At 65.1% G+C, this 15,051-nt stretch carries 14 protein-coding genes and 2 pseudogenes; 8 read left to right on the top strand and 8 right to left on the bottom strand.

The genetic code is table 11. The annotated features are described in order from the left end of the window. Positions 1-19: 19 nt before the first annotated feature. Positions 20-643, bottom strand: coding sequence for a helix-turn-helix domain-containing protein (locus ACIPZB_RS23905; protein WP_400643000.1), 624 nt, complete (start codon positions 641-643; stop codon positions 20-22). A gap of 114 nt (positions 644-757) precedes the next feature. On the opposite strand from ACIPZB_RS23905, the gene ACIPZB_RS23900 reads away from it, so the two are divergent. From ACIPZB_RS23900 to ACIPZB_RS23890, 3 genes are all read left to right on the top strand, one after another. Further along, positions 758-1,894 carry an NAD(P)/FAD-dependent oxidoreductase gene (locus ACIPZB_RS23900; RefSeq protein ID WP_400642999.1) on the top strand — a complete coding sequence of 379 codons (1,137 nt, stop codon included), beginning with the start codon at positions 758-760 and terminating at the stop codon, positions 1,892-1,894. Positions 1,895-1,906: 12 nt separating this feature from the next. After that, the gene (locus ACIPZB_RS23895) at positions 1,907-2,284 is read left to right on the top strand and encodes a RidA family protein (protein ID WP_400642998.1); all 378 of its coding nucleotides are present in this window, start codon (positions 1,907-1,909) and stop codon (positions 2,282-2,284) included. 70 nt (positions 2,285-2,354) lie between these two features. Next, a complete protein-coding gene (locus tag ACIPZB_RS23890; protein WP_400642997.1) occupies positions 2,355-3,419 on the top strand; it encodes a hypothetical protein in 1,065 nt (354 codons plus the stop codon). Positions 3,420-3,531: 112 nt separating this feature from the next. Here the strand turns inward: ACIPZB_RS23890 and ACIPZB_RS23885 are convergent, their stop codons facing one another. The 3 genes and pseudogenes from ACIPZB_RS23885 to ACIPZB_RS23875 form a co-directional block, all read right to left on the bottom strand. Continuing rightward, positions 3,532-4,272: a methyl-accepting chemotaxis protein gene (locus tag ACIPZB_RS23885; protein ID WP_400643033.1), complete on the bottom strand. Its 741-nt coding sequence runs from the start codon at positions 4,270-4,272 to the stop codon at positions 3,532-3,534. Between the two features lie 117 nt (positions 4,273-4,389). Next, positions 4,390-5,418 (bottom strand): annotated as a pseudogene (gene mcpA, locus ACIPZB_RS23880) (methyl-accepting chemotaxis protein McpA); the annotation flags it as partial. 143 nt (positions 5,419-5,561) lie between these two features. Then, positions 5,562-6,440, bottom strand: a complete 879-nt coding sequence (locus ACIPZB_RS23875; protein ID WP_400642996.1) for a LysR family transcriptional regulator — start codon at positions 6,438-6,440, stop codon at positions 5,562-5,564. A 102-nt stretch (positions 6,441-6,542) separates the two neighbouring features. Here ACIPZB_RS23875 and ACIPZB_RS23870 point away from each other — a divergent pair, with 102 nt between their 5' ends. Beyond that, positions 6,543-6,971 (top strand): PACE efflux transporter, encoded by a 429-nt coding sequence (locus ACIPZB_RS23870; protein ID WP_008099818.1) that lies wholly within the window; start codon positions 6,543-6,545, stop codon positions 6,969-6,971. A gap of 121 nt (positions 6,972-7,092) precedes the next feature. Here ACIPZB_RS23870 and ACIPZB_RS23865 read toward each other — a convergent pair whose 3' ends face one another. The 4 genes from ACIPZB_RS23865 to ACIPZB_RS23850 all read right to left on the bottom strand — a co-directional run bounded on the left by ACIPZB_RS23865 (position 7,093) and on the right by ACIPZB_RS23850 (position 11,100). Continuing rightward, entirely contained in the window at positions 7,093-8,154 is a 1,062-nt protein-coding gene (locus ACIPZB_RS23865) for a hypothetical protein (RefSeq protein WP_400642995.1), read from the bottom strand. Between the two features lie 191 nt (positions 8,155-8,345). Further along, positions 8,346-9,026, bottom strand: a complete 681-nt coding sequence (locus tag ACIPZB_RS23860; RefSeq protein ID WP_008089425.1) for a GntR family transcriptional regulator — start codon at positions 9,024-9,026, stop codon at positions 8,346-8,348. Positions 9,027-9,043: 17 nt separating this feature from the next. Beyond that, positions 9,044-9,745 (bottom strand): FadR/GntR family transcriptional regulator, encoded by a 702-nt coding sequence (locus ACIPZB_RS23855; protein WP_400642994.1) that lies wholly within the window; start codon positions 9,743-9,745, stop codon positions 9,044-9,046. Positions 9,746-9,789: 44 nt separating this feature from the next. Further along, positions 9,790-11,100 (bottom strand): C4-dicarboxylate transporter DctA, encoded by a 1,311-nt coding sequence (locus ACIPZB_RS23850; RefSeq protein WP_400642993.1) that lies wholly within the window; start codon positions 11,098-11,100, stop codon positions 9,790-9,792. Between the two features lie 344 nt (positions 11,101-11,444). Here ACIPZB_RS23850 and ACIPZB_RS23845 point away from each other — a divergent pair. The 4 genes and pseudogenes from ACIPZB_RS23845 to ACIPZB_RS23830 form a co-directional block, all read left to right on the top strand. Next, positions 11,445-11,810, top strand: a pseudogene (locus ACIPZB_RS23845) (PAS domain-containing protein); the annotation flags it as partial. A gap of 207 nt (positions 11,811-12,017) precedes the next feature. Next, positions 12,018-13,094 (top strand): methyl-accepting chemotaxis protein, encoded by a 1,077-nt coding sequence (locus ACIPZB_RS23840; protein ID WP_400643032.1) that lies wholly within the window; start codon positions 12,018-12,020, stop codon positions 13,092-13,094. 12 nt (positions 13,095-13,106) lie between these two features. Then, positions 13,107-14,795: a putative bifunctional diguanylate cyclase/phosphodiesterase gene (locus tag ACIPZB_RS23835; protein WP_400642992.1), complete on the top strand. Its 1,689-nt coding sequence runs from the start codon at positions 13,107-13,109 to the stop codon at positions 14,793-14,795. Between the two features lie 13 nt (positions 14,796-14,808). After that, on the top strand, positions 14,809-14,946 hold the full coding sequence (locus tag ACIPZB_RS23830; RefSeq protein WP_400642991.1) for a hypothetical protein: 138 nt from the start codon (positions 14,809-14,811) through the stop codon (positions 14,944-14,946). Positions 14,947-15,051 lie beyond the last annotated feature (105 nt).

The following is a 15,051-nucleotide window of genomic DNA, read 5'->3' as shown; positions in this document are numbered from 1 at the left end:
GGTTATAACCCACTGCCGATCAGCGGTCGGTCATCACTACCATCACATAGGCATCGCCGCCGTCTTCGCTTTCCGACAGGTAGATGTGCCCCACCTGGCTGTCGAAATACGCCGTCTCTTGCGGGCCGATGCGCACGGCTTCGCCGGTTTCGAACTCGATGCGCACACGCCCGCTCAGCACCACCGCGAACTCCTGCCCCGGGTGGCGGATGAAATCGTCGAACTGGCCGCGTTCGCGCGCGATGATGCGGGCATAGGCGGGGGTCATGCGGCGTTCGGGAAAGGCCCCGGCAAGCGGGTGGTAGTCGTAGGTGCCAGTGGAATAGCCCGCCGCCGCGGGCAAGGAATCGACCACCACGGTCACCGGTACTGGGGCGCTCACCGGCCCACTGGCGCGAAACAGCTGGGCGATGTCGACATTCAGCGCCCGCGCCGCGGCGGCAAGTTTTTCGTAGCCCACCGAGACCTGCGCCAGCTCCATTTTCGACAGGGTCGAGACCGGTACACCACTGAGCGCGGACAATTGCTTGAGGGTCAGCTGGCGGGCCTTGCGCACCTGGCGCAGGCGCCCGCCGACCTCGGCGCGATCGAGCAGGGGCAGGGCATCGGGGCGGCCTGTGGCGGCAGGGCGGTCATCGGGCATTCGCGGCTCTCGGTATACGGCAAAGGTCGCGCATCTTACCTTGCGGCCTTGCACATTTCGAAATTCTCATATATTAGAATTCTCATAAATGATAATTCTCGGGCAGGAGTGTGCATGACCCCGATCTACGACACCTTGATCATTGGCGCCGGTATTGCCGGCGCCTCCTTGGGCTACCGCCTGGCGGGCCAGCGCCAGGTGCTGCTGCTGGAGCGTGAGACGCAGCCGGGTTACCACTCGACCGGGCGTTCCGCGGCGATGTTCATGGAGGCTTACGGCACCCCGCAGATTCAGGCCCTGACCCGGGCCAGCCGGGCGTTCTACGAAACGCCACCGGCAGGTTTCTGCGAACATCCGTTGCTGGAACCGCGTGGCTGCCTGTATGTCGCCAGTCATGAGCAAGGTGAGCTGCTCGCAGACACATACGCGCAAAACCTGGCCAACGGCACCGAGGTCAGTCTGCTCGACCGTGATGCCGCCCTTGCCCTGGTGCCGAGCCTGCGCGGGGACGTCATCGCAGGTGCCGTGCATGAACCGGGTGCCATGGACCTCGATGTGCACGCGCTGCACCAAGGCTTCCTGCGCGGCTACCGCGCCGCTGGCGGTGAGTTGCGCTGCAATGCCGAGTTGCACAAGGCCCACTACCAGGACGGACTGTGGCAGGTGACGCTGGCCGATGGCAGCCACCTGCAGGCACGCCAACTGATCAATGCCGCGGGTGCCTGGGCCGACCGTGTGGCCGTGCAGTGTGGCGTGGCACCGATCGGCCTGCAGCCGTGCCGGCGCAGCGCCTTCACCTTCCCCGGCCCGGCCGAGCAGGACTTTGCCCACTGGCCGGCGGTGATCGGTGTCGACGAAAGCTTCTACTTCAAGCCGGACGCCGGCCAGCTGCTGGGCTCCCCGGCCAACGCCGACCCGGTCGAGCCGCAGGACGCCGCCCCCGAGGAGCTCGATATCGCCCTCGGCATCTACAACATCGAAGCCATGACCACTTTGGCGATTCGACGCCCGAGCCACAGCTGGGCCGGCCTGCGCTCCTTCGTCGCCGATGGCGACCTGGTGATCGGCTTCGATGCGCAGGTGCCGGCGTTCTTCTGGCTGGCGGCGCAAGGCGGCTATGGTATCCAGTCGGCAGCCGGTGCTTCGCGCCTGGCCGCCGACCTGCTGCTCGGGCAACCGCTGTGCCCGAGCCTGATCGCCCAGGGGGTGGCGCCCGAGCGCCTGTCCTCGGCACGTTTCCAGTCATCCTGAAAGGAGCTTCCCATGAGCAACGACATCCAGCGTTTCCCCAGCAGCCTGCCATTCCCGTTCTCGCGTGCCGTGAAGGCCGGCGGCTTCCTGTTCCTCTCCGGTCAGGTGCCGATGAGTGCCGGCGGCGAGGTGGTACGCGGTGACATCCAGACCCAGACCCGCGCTGCCTGCGAGCGTATTGCCGAAAGCCTGGAGGCGTGCGGCGCGCGCTTCGATCAGGTGGTCAAGGTGACCGTGTGGCTGTCCGACATGGCCCATTTCGCCGGTTTCAACGAGGTCTACAAGACCTTCTTCGGCGATGCGTTTCCGGTGCGTTCGACCGTCGCTTCGGCGCTGGCGCTGGGGGTGGATGTGGAAATCGAAGTGCAAGCGTATGTCGGCGATCGCTGAGTAGAACCCTTTCGCGGGCTTGCCCGCGAAAGGGCCTTGGCGCGCACAACAACAATAACCTGAGGTTCACATGCAAGAGCAACTGAAGATCGCCGGGGCCTTCGTCGGCGTGATCGTGGGAGCGGGCTTCGCGTCCGGGCGGGAATTGCTGTTGTTCTTCGTCGATTTCGGCGTCTGGGGCCTGGTCGGCGCGCTGGTCAGCGCCGCCTTGTTCACCTTCCTCGGCATGGCCCTGGCCGGGCTCGGCAACCGCCAGCGCGCGACCTCGCACAAAGATGTGATCCAGGCCATCTGCGGGCGCCACCTGGGCCTGTTCGTCGACTGGCTGATCACCTTCTTCATGTTCGCCGTGACCGTGGTCATGCTGGCTGGCGGCGGCGCCTTGCTGGAGCAACAGTTCGCTATTCCGGCGCTGACCGGCAGTGTGCTGGTGACCTTGCTGGTGGTAGGCATCGTGTGCCTGGACGTGCGCAAGGTGATCGTCGCCATCGGCGCCATCACGCCGCTGCTGATCCTGGTGGCCTCGGCCATCGCGCTGTACGCCGTGTTCACCCGTGGGCAGAGTTTCGCCATGCTCGATCAACTGGCCAGTCAGCAGCAGGCAGGTACGCACCACTGGTTGCTGGGGGCGTTCTTGTATGTGTCGTACAACATCGTCGCGGGTGCGCCGATCCTGGCGATTCTGGGCGGCTCGGCCAAGGGCGAGAAGACGGCGGTGTGGGGCGGCTTGCTGGGCGGCGCGGCACTGGGCGGGCTGATGCTGGTGATGAGCGCCGGGTTGCTGTCGCGCCTGGACAGCGTCGCCGATTTGCCGATGCCGATGCTGTCGATCGCCAATGAGGTTTCACCGCTGTTGGGGCTGGTGATGTGCCTGATCATCTTCGGGATGATCGTCAACACGGCGGTGGGCACCTTGTTCTCGTTCCTGTCGCGGTTGCTGCCGGCGGGCACGGCGAAGTTCCGCTGGGGCTCGGTGGTGACGGGGGCGGCGGCGTTTGTCTGCAGCCTGGTGGGGTTCATCAGCCTGGTGGGTGAGGTGTATCCGCTGTTTGGGTACCTGGGGTTCGTGCTGATGGCGGCGGTGTTGCTGGCCTGGGTGCGGCGGGGGAGGCAGGGGAAAGCGGTGGTGGCATAGGGGCTGCTGCGCAGCCCTTTCGCGACACAAGGCCGCTCCTACAGAGACTCGCGTGCTTTTGTAGGAGCGGCCTTGTGTCGCGAAAGGGGCGCAGAGCGCCCCCAAAAGGCCCTCAAATACGGAAGCTGCCCACCAATTGCTTCAAGCGCCCAGCCTGCTGCGACAGCGCATCGCAATGACGCAGGGTGTCGTTGAGGTTCTCCACCCCTTGCTGGTTGAGGGTGTTGATCTGGGTAATGTCCAGGTTCAGGCTCTCGACCACGGCCGTCTGCTCTTCGGTAGCCGTGGCCACCGACTGGTTCATACCGTCGATCTCGCCAATGCGCTGGGTCACGCTGGCCAAGCGTACGCCGGCCTGGTTGGCCACCTGCACGGTCTGTTCGCTGGACACCTGGCTGGTGTTCATGGTGTGCACTGCCTCGCGTGAACCCACTTGCAGGCTGGTGATCATGCGGTGGATCTCTTCGGCCGATTCCTGGGTGCGGTGCGCCAGGTTGCGGACTTCGTCGGCGACCACGGCGAAGCCGCGCCCGGCCTCGCCCGCGCGGGCAGCCTCGATGGCGGCGTTGAGCGCCAGCAGGTTGGTCTGCTGGGAGATGCCCTTGATCACGTCGAGGATCTTGCCGATCTCGTCGGTGCTGGCATTGAGCGTTTCGATCTGCGCACAGGATTCGCTGATGCGCTGGGACAAGGCGGTCATGGCGCTGATGGCTTCCTCGACCACTTCTCGGCCCCCATGGGCCTGTTCGCTGGCGCCGCTGGCATGTTGCGAGGCATCCGCCGCGTTGCGGGCGATTTCCTGGGTGGCAGCGCCCAGTTCGTTGATCGCCGCCGCCACGCTGTTGGTCCGCATGCTCTGCTCTTCGGAGCCGATGATCGAGGCGTTGGAGGCGTTGACCACCTTTTCCGAAAGGTCATGCACCAGGCGGGTGGCCGAGGACACCTCGCTGATCGAGGTGTGGATGCGTTCGACGAAACGGTTGAACGAGGTGGCCAGCTCGCCGAACTCGTCCTTGTGCACCACCTCCAGGCGGCGGGTCAGGTCGCCTTCGCCCTCGGCGATGTCACGCATGGCGCGGCCCATGGTGGTCAGCGGGCGCATCAGCACCGGGATCAGCAGGCCCAGGAGCAGGGCAATGGCGGCCACGGCGATGAGCATGGCGATGATCGCCGAGGTGCGGAACTGATCGATGGCGGCGTAGGCCTTGTCCTTGTCGATCGACAGGCCGATGTACCACTGAGCCGACGGCAGGCCCGCCACCGGGGCGAAGGAAATCAACCGCTGCTGGCCGTTGAGCACCACGTCCTGCATCCCCGAAGCAATGCGCAGGCCGCTGCCGGGGTAGATGTCCTTGAGGTTTTTCATCAGCTGGGTTTTGTCGGGGCTGACGATCACCTGGCCGTCGCTGTCGGCGAGGAAGGCGTGGCCGATGCCGCCGAAGTCGACCGAGTTGATGATCTGCACCAGGGTGTCGAGGGTCAGGTCGCCGCCGACCACGCCGATCAGTTCGCCGTTGGCCCGGCTTTTCACCGGCGTGGCGATGGTCACCATCAGGCCGCCGACCGCACCTTGGTAGGGGGCGGTGAGCACGGTCTGGCCGGCATTTGCCGCGCTGGCGTACCAGGGCCGCTGGCGTGGGTCGTAACCGGCGGGCATCTGGGTGTCGGGGCGTTGGGTGAACACGCCGTTGGCCTGGCCCAGGTAGGTGAACAGGAAGTTTCGCGTGTAGGAAGGCTGCTCGATCAGCCCGGCCAAGGTGTCGCTGGCCCCTTGCGTGGCGATGTCCTGGGCCAGGTTTTCCAGCACCAGGATGCGCCCGCTCATCCAGTTCTGCACACTGCTGGCGCTGAGTGCGCCGGCCTGTTGGACCGAGGCCTCGATGTTCTGGCGCAGGGTGTTGCGTTGCAGGTAATCGTTGTAGAGCGTGAACAGGGCAAATGCCAGCACCACGACGCCGCAGGCGCTGAGCAGGATCTTGTGGCGAAATTTCAGGTTCATGTTTCGAGACCTTGAGCCATGGAGGGGAGGGCGCCGTGCGCTTGTGACGCAACGGCGGGGCCTGTCTCCTGAGCTATCGGCTCGGGCGGTAAAACATTGAAATGCTTGCGCATTGTCTTCGGCGAAAGGCGACGGACGGCAATCTAGCGGGCGGCCAGTTGCTCGATCAGCAAGCGTGCCGCCTGGCGTAACGGTTGTTGCTTGCGCCAGAAGGCATGCACCGGCAGTTGCAGTTCATTGTGGGTATTGCGAAACGCCAGGCGCACCAGCCGCCCGCTGGCGATCAGCGGCGCGACCCTGGCCAGCGGCAAGTCACCCCAGCCCAGGCCGGCCTCGACCATCTGCAGGGCCAGGTCGAAACTGTCGGTGGTCCAGTGCGTGGCGCCGATCAGCGCACGCGGATCGAGCAGCGGCAGGTCGCGGCTGCGCACCAGGATCTGACGCACCTTGATCAGGTCTTCCAGGTATTCGATGCGTCCCTCGCGCAAGGCCGGGTGGGTGGGGGCCAAGGTCGCCACCAGCGACTCCATGCCGACGTGCTGGAAGCCGCGCCGGGCATCGACCTGCAGGCCGGCGAAGGCCAGGCACAGGTCGGCGCGGCCGCTGTCGAGCAGCTGCAGGGCCTCTTCCTGGGGGGCACTGAGCAGCTCGATGTCGAGCAGCGCAAAGCGCTCGCCGAGCGTGGCGATGGCGGCCAGCAATGGGCGGTGGTCGATGTCGGGAACGACGGCGAGGGTCAGGCGGCTTTCCAGCCCCTGGGACAGCTCCAGCGCGTGTACCTGCAACAGCCCCAACTGCTCGGCGATCAGCCTGGCGTGGGGCTCCAGCGCCAGGGCCTGGGCGGTGGCGCGGACTTCGCGTGGGCCACGCTCGAACAGGGCATAGCCCAGCTCCGCTTCGAGGTTGCCGATCGCCATGCTCACCGCCGAGGGCACGCGCTGCAAGGCGCGCGCTGCGGCAGAAAACGAGCCGCGGTCGAGCACGGCGAGAAACAGCTGGATGTTGTCGCTGGAAAAGTTCATGGCAGCCTCCTGTCAGTTAATCTGAAAGCTGCTGACTTTTTCTGTCAAGAAGATTGAAGCATCCTTGCGCCCCTTCGCTTATCGCCACACGAGGTTATCGCGGTGCAGGGAGTCAAACGCAAACTGGTCTATGTGACCTTCTACGAACTGATCGGCCTGTGCATGTCGACCCTGGGGCTGGCTTACCTGTCCGACACCCAGGCCTCGCACACTGGGCCCCTGGCGGTGATGATCACCACCATCGCGATGCTCTGGAACCTGATCTACAACAGCCTGTTCGAGTACTGGGAAAGCCGCCAGGCCAAGCGCGGGCGTAGCGTGGCGCGGCGGGTGGCGCATGCTATCGGCTTCCAGCTGACTTTAGTGGTGTACCTGATTCCGCTGATCGCCTGGTGGCTGGGCATGAGCCTGGTCGAGGCATTTTTGGTGGACCTGGCGTTCATTGTTCTGGTGCCTTGCTACACCTTTGCCTACAACTGGGCGTTTGACCGGATCTTTGGTTTGCCCAATTCGGCGCTCGCGGCTGCTTGAGGGGGGCCGTACTGGCCCGATCGCTGGCAAGCCAGCTCCCACAGGTACCCCACAGCCCTTGAGGTTTGTGCATTCCCTGTGGGAGCCGGCTTGCCGGCGATAGGGCCGGTAAGAACAACCTCTACGGCGGGATGCGAATCAACAAGGGCTCCTGCCGCGGCCCCTGCGCCTGCGGCTGCTCAGGCTGCTGCGGTCGCGGCGCACTGGCCAGCAAACTGTCCTCGACCTGCCCCGACAAGTAGTAAACCCCCGCCATGGCACCGCTCTGGCGGTTATCCATCAATTCCCGCCATTCCTGGTTGAGCGCCACATTGAGGATCACCCGCAACTGCTCGACCATCTCCGGGTGCTCGCGGTCATGGGTAATCATCCCGTAGCCTGCGGCCGCCACCGAGATCATCGCCCCGGCCACCTTGCCTACCGCACTGGCCACGGCACTGGCGATGCCACGCGGCGCCAGGGTGGCGCCGAGCTTCTCGCTGGCGCGGGTGGCCACCGATGACAGACCTGCGTCGGTCTGGCCTGGCCCTTTGGCGGCTTGCTGATGCAAGTGTTCACGCAGGGCCAGCCAAGCCGGTTGCTGGTCGAGGGGCTTGGCCCGCAACAGTTGATAGAGGCTGGCATTGCGTGCTTGCGGAGGGCCCAAGTGGATCGCCGGGATGTGGTTGAGCCGCTGGCTGACCTGCTCGGGCGGGGCGTTGTAGCGCTGGATGATGGACGGCAGTTGCTGGCCGAACAACTGCAGGTAGAGCTCGCTGGCGCGGTCGCGAATGCCTTCGGGGTTGATCTGCTCGGCAACCGGTTCGATGACCCGCTCGTGGTATTGCTCCTGCAGGTACAGGGCCAGGCGCTTTTCCGCGGACTCGCGGCCTTCACCGCTGTCGAGCTTGTACCAGGCGACCTTGAGGGTCAGCCATTGCTGGGTCCAGTAGCCGGTGAACCAGGGGATGAAGTCGCTTTCCGTGCGTTGCTGGACCTGTTCCTTCCATACCCGCATCGAGCGTCGCGCATAGTCGTTGGCCGAGCCTGCGGCGCCGACCGAGGCGTCGATCAGTTCCTGGTCGATGCGTTGCCAGGTGACCGGGTCGAGCACGGCGAATGGGGGCGGCGGGGCCGGGGGTTTGCCTGCGCAGCCGGCGATTGCCAGCAAGAGGCAGAGCAGGATTGGAATGCGCGTGCTCAATCGGCTGCCTCCCTGGGTAGAGGCTGGGTGGTTCTTCGAGTATAGGGCGGGGGCAGGGGGACTGCGCTGCAGTCCATCGCCGCGGTTCGTCGCCACGACAAGCCGGCTCCCACAGGTACAGCACAGGCTTCGAAGGCAGTGAGGTCCCTGTGGGAGCCGGCTTGCCGGCGATGGCCGCGCAGCGGCCGCTGTTATTCCAGGTTCAACTTGTCTTCCAGACGGTCGAGATGTTCATGCATCAACGCCAACGCCGCCGCCTCGTCACCGGCCTCCACGGCATCGATGATCGCGGCATGCTCCTGCCAGGCGCAGTGGTCGCAGCAGGGTGACTCATAGCGGGCGATGATCAACGAGGTCATCGGCACCAGACCGTTGAGAAACCGTGCCAGTGGCGCGTTGGCGGCCACCTGGGCGAGCTTGAGGTGAAACTCGCCGCCCAAGCGGATGGCCGCGCAGCGCTCGCCACGTTCATGATGCTGGCGTTCGCGCTCCACCAGCTGGCGCAATTGGCGCACCTGCGAAGGCCGCGCGCGCTGGGCAGCCAGGCTGATCAAGGTGGTTTCGGCCAGGCGCCGTGCGCTGAGCACCTGGCGTGCCTGTTGCGGGTCGGGCGCGGCCAGGTGAGCGGTGTGGCTGGGGCGTTGCACCACCACCTGCTGGTCCGACAGCCGGCCAAGCACCCGGCGGATTACCGTGCGGCTAACCCCGAAGGCATTGCCCAGTGCCTGTTCCGGCAGCAGGCTGCCAGGTGGCAGGCGTTGTTCGAGGATGGCGTCGAACAAACGCGGGTAGATCTGATCGGCCGACAGGCGAGTTTCGCCAGCGGCGAGCAGGGCAGGCAGGCGGGGGGCGGCGTGGGCGCAGGCGGTCATGGTCGCTCTCCTTGGGGTCAGGGCTGCGGATGGTCGTCCGGGATGTTCAGTTCGATGCCCATGCGCAGGCCTTCGGCCAGGATGTGCTGGCGCATCTGGGCACTGGCCTGGGCGCTGTTGCGTTCGCGTATGGCGCGGACCACGGCTTCGTTTTCCTTGAGTCGCGCGGCCAGGTGTTCGGGTGAGTTGCGCAGCATGCTGGCGCTTTGCTTGAGGGCATTGCCGGTCTGCTGCACCACGCTCTGGAAGATCGGGTTGGTGGTCAGGGCGAACAGCGCTTCGTGGAAGGCGATGTAGGCCTTGGCACCGGTCTCGCTGTCATCGGCTTCCAGCGCCTCGCGCATGTCCATCAGGGTCAGGCGCAATTGGCCGATGTCCTGGCTGTTGGCCGACTGCGCTACCAGGCCGACGATGAACGGTTCGAGGGTGTAGCGCAGCTCCAGCACGTCGGCCAGGCTGGCGGCGGCGGTATCGCTGCTGGGCTCGTGCAGGGCTGCCTCGGCATCCAGCACCAGCACGCCCTTGCCCGGCAGCGAGCGCACCAGGCCCAGGGTCTCCAGCACGGTCACCGCTTCGCGCAGGCTGGGGCGGCTGATGCCCATCTGTTCGGCCAGTTCGCGCTGCCCGGGCAGCATGTCGCCGGAGCGCCATTGCCCGCGGGCCAGGGCCTGGCGCAGTTTTTCCACCACTGAGGTGACGACGGTCGATGAGCTGATCACGTTTCGCTCCTGAAAGGGCCGGCGTCAGCGCCGGCCACATGGGCTCAGAATTCCTGTTGATGGGCGTTGGCTGGTTTGCGTGGTGCATGGGCGAAGCCGGGTTTGCCAGCCAGCACGTTCTGCGCACGCTCAAGGTCGATGTCTTTTTCCCAGCGGGCAATGGCCACCGTGGCCACGCAGTTGCCGATCAGGTTGGTCAAGGCCCGGCCGATGCCCATGAACCAGTCCACCGCCAGCACCAGCACCAGGCCCACCACCGGAATGGCCGGCACGGCGGTCAGGGTAGCGGCAAGGATCACCAGCGCCGAGCCTGGGATGCCGTGGGCACCCTTGGAAGTCACCAGTGAGACCAGCAGGATGGTCAACAGGTCGGTCATCTCCAGCGGCGTACCGGTGGCGTTGGCGATGAACACGATGGCCAGGGTCAGGTAGATGGAGAAACCGTCCAGGTTGAACGAGTAGCCGGTCGGGATCACCAGGCCCACAGTGGAGCTGCCGATCCCCAGGTGCTCGAGCTTGCGCATGATCTGCGGCAGCACGGCGTCGGACGATGCGGTGCCAAGGACGATGGTCAGTTCTTCGCGCAGGTACTTGATGAACGGCAGCAGCTTGAGGCCCGACAGGCGCATCACCGAGCCGAGGATGACCAGCACGAAGCCGGCGCAGGTCAGGTAGAACAGGGCCACCAGGCCACCCAGGTGCTGCAGCGACTCCAGGCCGTACTTGCTGGTGGTGAAGGCGATGGCGCCGAATACGCCGATCGGCGCCAGGCGCACGATCATGCCCATGATGCGGAAGATCACATGGCTCAGTTCATTGATCAGCCGCGAGATGCCGGCCGCCGATTCGCCCACCAGGTTCAGCGCGCTGCCGAACAGCACCGAGAACAGCAGCACCTGGAGAATGTTGTTGTCGGCGAAGGCACCCACCACCGAAGTCGGGATCAGGTCCATGAAGAACGCCGTGGCACCGTGGATATGCTGGCCACGCTCGGCCAGGCTGCTGGCGTCGGCGCTGGACAGTTGGTCCAGGTGGATGTTGGCACCGCTGCCGATGCCGCTGCTGAAGGCGAACACCAGCCCGATCACCAGGGCGATGGTGGTCAGTACTTCGAAATAGATCACCGACTTCAAGCCGATACGGCCGACTTTCTTCAGGTCGCCGGCACCGGAAATGCCGCTGACCACCACGCAGAAGACGATCAGGCCGATGAGCATCTTGATCAGCTTGATGAAGCCATCGCCCAGGGGTTTGAGTTGCAGGGAAAGGTCGGGGAAGCTGAGGCCGCAGGCGATGCCGAGGGCAAGGCCGAGCACCACTTGCAGGAAGATCGAACGCGAGCACCATTTGAGCATGGGAGTGATCTCTGGTCGGTGTCCTTGCTTCGGTGCCGCACGGGGCGAAAGAGCGGAGGACTTATTTATTTTTGTGGTCTTACCGGTTTGTTCAGCGCGAACTCATAAAACCGCGAAAAATCGGCCATTGCAAGGAATTTTGGCCTTACCGGTCTGACCAGTTGTGGTGCATTCTGGCCTGCCAGGCTCTAGTCCGGTGCGTACGTTGATTGGAAAGGTTCAACAGGCCGCAGGTGTGCGGAGCGAGATCAGGGCTTGGCCAGCACCGGGTCCATCGCTGCAATCAGCTTGCCAAGATCTTGGGGCGGTAAGGCATATTTCGTTACATTTGTATCATTCAGGTAATGAATTTCGTAGAATTCACGGCGTGGATAAGTCCCGATGGCTGCCTGGACAGCTGTCGGTGCGTCAGTGAATGGAGTTTCAACGTGCGCCTCAACTTGCCGGTTACCCCGGTCGAGCAATGTTTCCCCCCCGATCAGCGGCTGATTTCGGCCACCGACACCGCCAGCCTGATCACCTACTGCAACCCCGAATTCGCCGCCATCAGCGGCTACAGCGAAGCCGAGCTGATCGGTAGCCCGCACAACCTAGTACGCCATCCGGACATGCCGCCGGCGGTGTACGCGTTGATGTGGCGTTACCTCAAGGCGGGCAAGAGCTGGATGGGGATCGTCAAGAACCGCTGCCGCAACGGCGACTTCTACTGGGTCAATGCCTATGTCACGCCGATCCTCGAAGGTGGGCGGGTGGTCGGCTATGAGTCGGTGCGGGTCTGCCCGACCCGTGAACAGATACGCCGGGCCGAGGCCCTGTATGCACGCTTGCGCGAGGGGCAGGCAGCGATACCGGTGGGCCGCCGGCTGGCGCTGCTGGGCCAGACGCTGGCCTTGCCGCTGCTGGGCGGGCTGCTCGCCGTGGGCGCCAACCAGCTGTGGCCGGGGCCGCTCGGCCAAGGGTTGACCTTGACGTTGTTCGCGGCCTACGGGCTGTGGGCGCGCAATGACCTGGGCCGGCAGTTGCGGCAGGTGATCGATGGCGCTGAGGGCACGTTCGCCGACCCGCTGGCCGCGCTGACCTACAGCGACTTGCCGGGGGCGGCTGGGCAGTTGCAACTGATCCTGATCGGCGAGGAGGCGCGCCTCAAGACCGCGCTCACTCGCCTGAGCGACCTGGCCGCGCAAATGGCCGTGGCGGCGCAGGATGCGGGGCGCCTGTCGCGCGGCACCGAGACGGCATTGCTGGAGCAGCGTGCGGAGACGGACCTGAGCGCCACCGCGATGACCGAAATGGCCGCTTCCATCGGCGAAGTCGCCAGCCACGTGCAGCTCACGGCAGGCGAGGCACATACCGTGCACCTGCTCGCCGAGCAAGGCAGCCAGGTGGCCGACGCCAGCGGCGCGGCGATCCGGGCGCTGGCCGACACGGTCGAGCAGATCAACCAGGCGGTCCTGCACCTGGCCGGTCAGTGCGCCGGGATTGGCGAAGCCACCGGGATGATCCGCGCCATCGCCGAACAGACCAACCTGCTGGCCCTCAATGCGGCCATCGAAGCGGCGCGCGCCGGCGAGCAGGGCCGCGGCTTTGCCGTGGTGGCCGATGAAGTGCGGGCGCTGGCCGACAAGACTCGCCAATCGACCTTGCATATCCAAGGCATCATCGACGCCCTGCGCAGCGGTGCCGAGCAGGCCGTGGACATGGCCAGCCAGGGTATCGCCGGTGCCGAGCAGGGCGTGGTGCAGGTGCAGCAAGCGCAGCAGACGCTGCATGACATCCGTGACGCGGTGCAACGCATCAGCAGCATGAGCCAGCAGATGGCGACCGCCTCGCAGCAGCAATCGGCGGTGGCCGAAGACGTCTCGCGGCAGATCAATGGCGTGGCGGGCATCGCGCAGCAGAGCGCCCGCAGTGCCAATGCCGCCGCTTCGCGGGGTGCGGAGCTTGAGCAGGTGTGCGTTGGATTGCGCGCCCTGGTAGAGCGCTTCAACCGCTGACCCAGGATGCTTATGGACGATATCTATCGCGCAGCCGTGGACGCGGCCGCGATCTTTTCCGAAACCGATCTACGTGGGTCTATCACCTACGTCAATCAGCAGTTCTGCAGTATCTCCGGCTACAGCCGCGACGAATTGCTGGGGGCCAACCACCGCATTCTCAATTCGGGCCTGCACGAGCCGGAGTTCTTCCTGGGCATGTGGCGGGCCTTGGCCGCGGGCAAGGTGTGGAAGGGCGAGATCTGCAACCGCGCCAAGGATGGCTCGCTGTATTGGGTCGATAGCACCATGGTGCCGTTGATCGACCCGTCGACCGGGCAGGTGCGCAAGTACGTGTCGATCCGCTTCGATGTCACCGAAAAGCGCCAGCTGCTGCATACCCTGCAGTGGCGGGTGGGGCACGATGTGCTCACCGGCCTGCCCAACCGTGCCTACCTGTCAGACTTGCTCAACCAGGCCCTGGCCTTTTCCCGCCGGGAAGAGATCTCCCTGGCGGTGTGCATGCTCGACCTGGATGGTTTCAAGGCGGTCAATGATGGCTACGGGCACGCGGCGGGCGACCTGCTGCTGGTGGAGGTGGCGCAGCGGCTCAAGGGCATCTTGCGCACTGGTGATTCGGTGGCTCGGCTGTCGGGCGACGAGTTCGTGCTGATATTGCGCCATGTCGACACCCCCCAGCAGTTGCATGTCGCCTTGCAGCGCGTGCTACGGGGGGTGGCTGCGCCCTATGCGATACGCGAGCAACGGCTGTCGTTGAGCGCCAGTATCGGGGTCACCCTGTTCCCCCTTGACGATGAGGATGCCGACACCCTGGTGCGCCATGCTGACCAGGCCATGTATGTGGCCAAGCAGCAGGGTCGCAACCGCTACCACGTGTTCGACGTGTCCCAGGAACTTGAACTGCAGGCCACACACCAGACCGTGGCGCGGGTGCGCTGGGCCCTGCGCAACCGTGAGCTGTGCCTGCATTATCAACCCAAGGTCAACCTGCGTACCGGCCAGGTCCTGGGCTTCGAGGCCCTGCTGCGCTGGCAGCGACCAGGCGGCGAGCTGGTCTTGCCGGGCAAGTTCTTGCCACTGGTGGAGCAGACCGATTTGATCGTCGAGATCGGCGAGTGGGTGATCGAACACGCCCTGCAGCGGCTGCAGGCTTGGCAGCGCCAAGGTCGGCCCTGGTCGCTGAGCGTCAACATTGCCGCCCGTCACTTGCAGCGTGACGATTTTGTCGAGCGCCTGAAGCAGTTGCTGGTGGCGTATCCGCACGTCGACCCGAACCGGTTGGACCTGGAAATCGTCGAGTCGGTGGCGATCGACAACCTGCCGCATGTCAGCCGCTGCCTGGAAGCCTGCCAGGCGCTGGGGGTGCGGTTTTCCCTGGATGATTTCGGCACTGGGTACTCGTCGCTCAGTTACCTCAAGCGCCTGCCCACCCAGACCATCAAGATCGACAAGTCGTTCGTGCGCGACATCCTTCACGACCAGGATGACCTGGCCCTGACCGGTGCGGTGATCAGCCTGGCACGGGCCTTTGGCCGCGAGGTGATCGCCGAAGGGCTGGAAAGTGTCGAGCATGGGCGGGTGCTGATGGCGCTGGGTTGCGAGCTGGCGCAGGGGTACTGCATTGCGCCACCGATGCCCGCTACGCAGGTGGTGCAGTGGGTGGCGAGCTATCGGCAACCCAGCGAGTGGAAAGACGAGTGACCTGGACGGCCCCGTGCCAGGTATCCGGCAAGGCGCCCTCCAGGTCTCGGTTCAGGCCAGCGAGCTGGCCATGACCTCGGTCAGGCTGCGCAGCAGTGCCTGTTCCGCCGCCGTGCGGGTACTGAGCAGCAACGCGCTCGCGCGGGTGTAGATGTCGGTTTCATCGACATAGCGATCGGGGGGCGTGGGTCATCGACAGCTCCTGCGGGTGAGGGAGCTGGGAGGCTAGCGATGCCTGTACGGGTGCGCGGGTAGA

Origin of the sequence: Pseudomonas sp. NPDC089396, assembly GCF_044749545.1 — a bacterium.
In the GTDB taxonomy this organism is placed as follows: Bacteria; Pseudomonadota; Gammaproteobacteria; order Pseudomonadales; family Pseudomonadaceae; genus Aquipseudomonas.
The sequence above is the reverse complement of the archived record's forward strand: the minus strand, read 5'-3'. Positions and strand labels throughout refer to the sequence as shown.

Excerpts from the sequence above, each read along its gene's own strand:
- ACIPZB_RS23905 (WP_400643000.1), bottom strand. The coding sequence starts at position 643 with ATGCCCGATGACCGCCCTGCCGCCACAGGCCGCCCCGATGCCCTGCCC.
- ACIPZB_RS23900 (WP_400642999.1), top strand. The coding sequence starts at position 758 with ATGACCCCGATCTACGACACCTTGATCATTGGCGCCGGTATTGCCGGC.
- ACIPZB_RS23895 (WP_400642998.1), top strand. The coding sequence starts at position 1,907 with ATGAGCAACGACATCCAGCGTTTCCCCAGCAGCCTGCCATTCCCGTTC.
- ACIPZB_RS23890 (WP_400642997.1), top strand. The coding sequence starts at position 2,355 with ATGCAAGAGCAACTGAAGATCGCCGGGGCCTTCGTCGGCGTGATCGTG.
- ACIPZB_RS23885 (WP_400643033.1), bottom strand. The coding sequence starts at position 4,272 with ATGCGGACCAACAGCGTGGCGGCGGCGATCAACGAACTGGGCGCTGCC.
- ACIPZB_RS23875 (WP_400642996.1), bottom strand. The coding sequence starts at position 6,440 with ATGAACTTTTCCAGCGACAACATCCAGCTGTTTCTCGCCGTGCTCGAC.
- ACIPZB_RS23860 (WP_008089425.1), bottom strand. The coding sequence starts at position 9,026 with ATGACCGCCTGCGCCCACGCCGCCCCCCGCCTGCCTGCCCTGCTCGCC.
- ACIPZB_RS23850 (WP_400642993.1), bottom strand. The coding sequence starts at position 11,100 with ATGCTCAAATGGTGCTCGCGTTCGATCTTCCTGCAAGTGGTGCTCGGC.
- ACIPZB_RS23835 (WP_400642992.1), top strand. The coding sequence starts at position 13,107 with ATGGACGATATCTATCGCGCAGCCGTGGACGCGGCCGCGATCTTTTCC.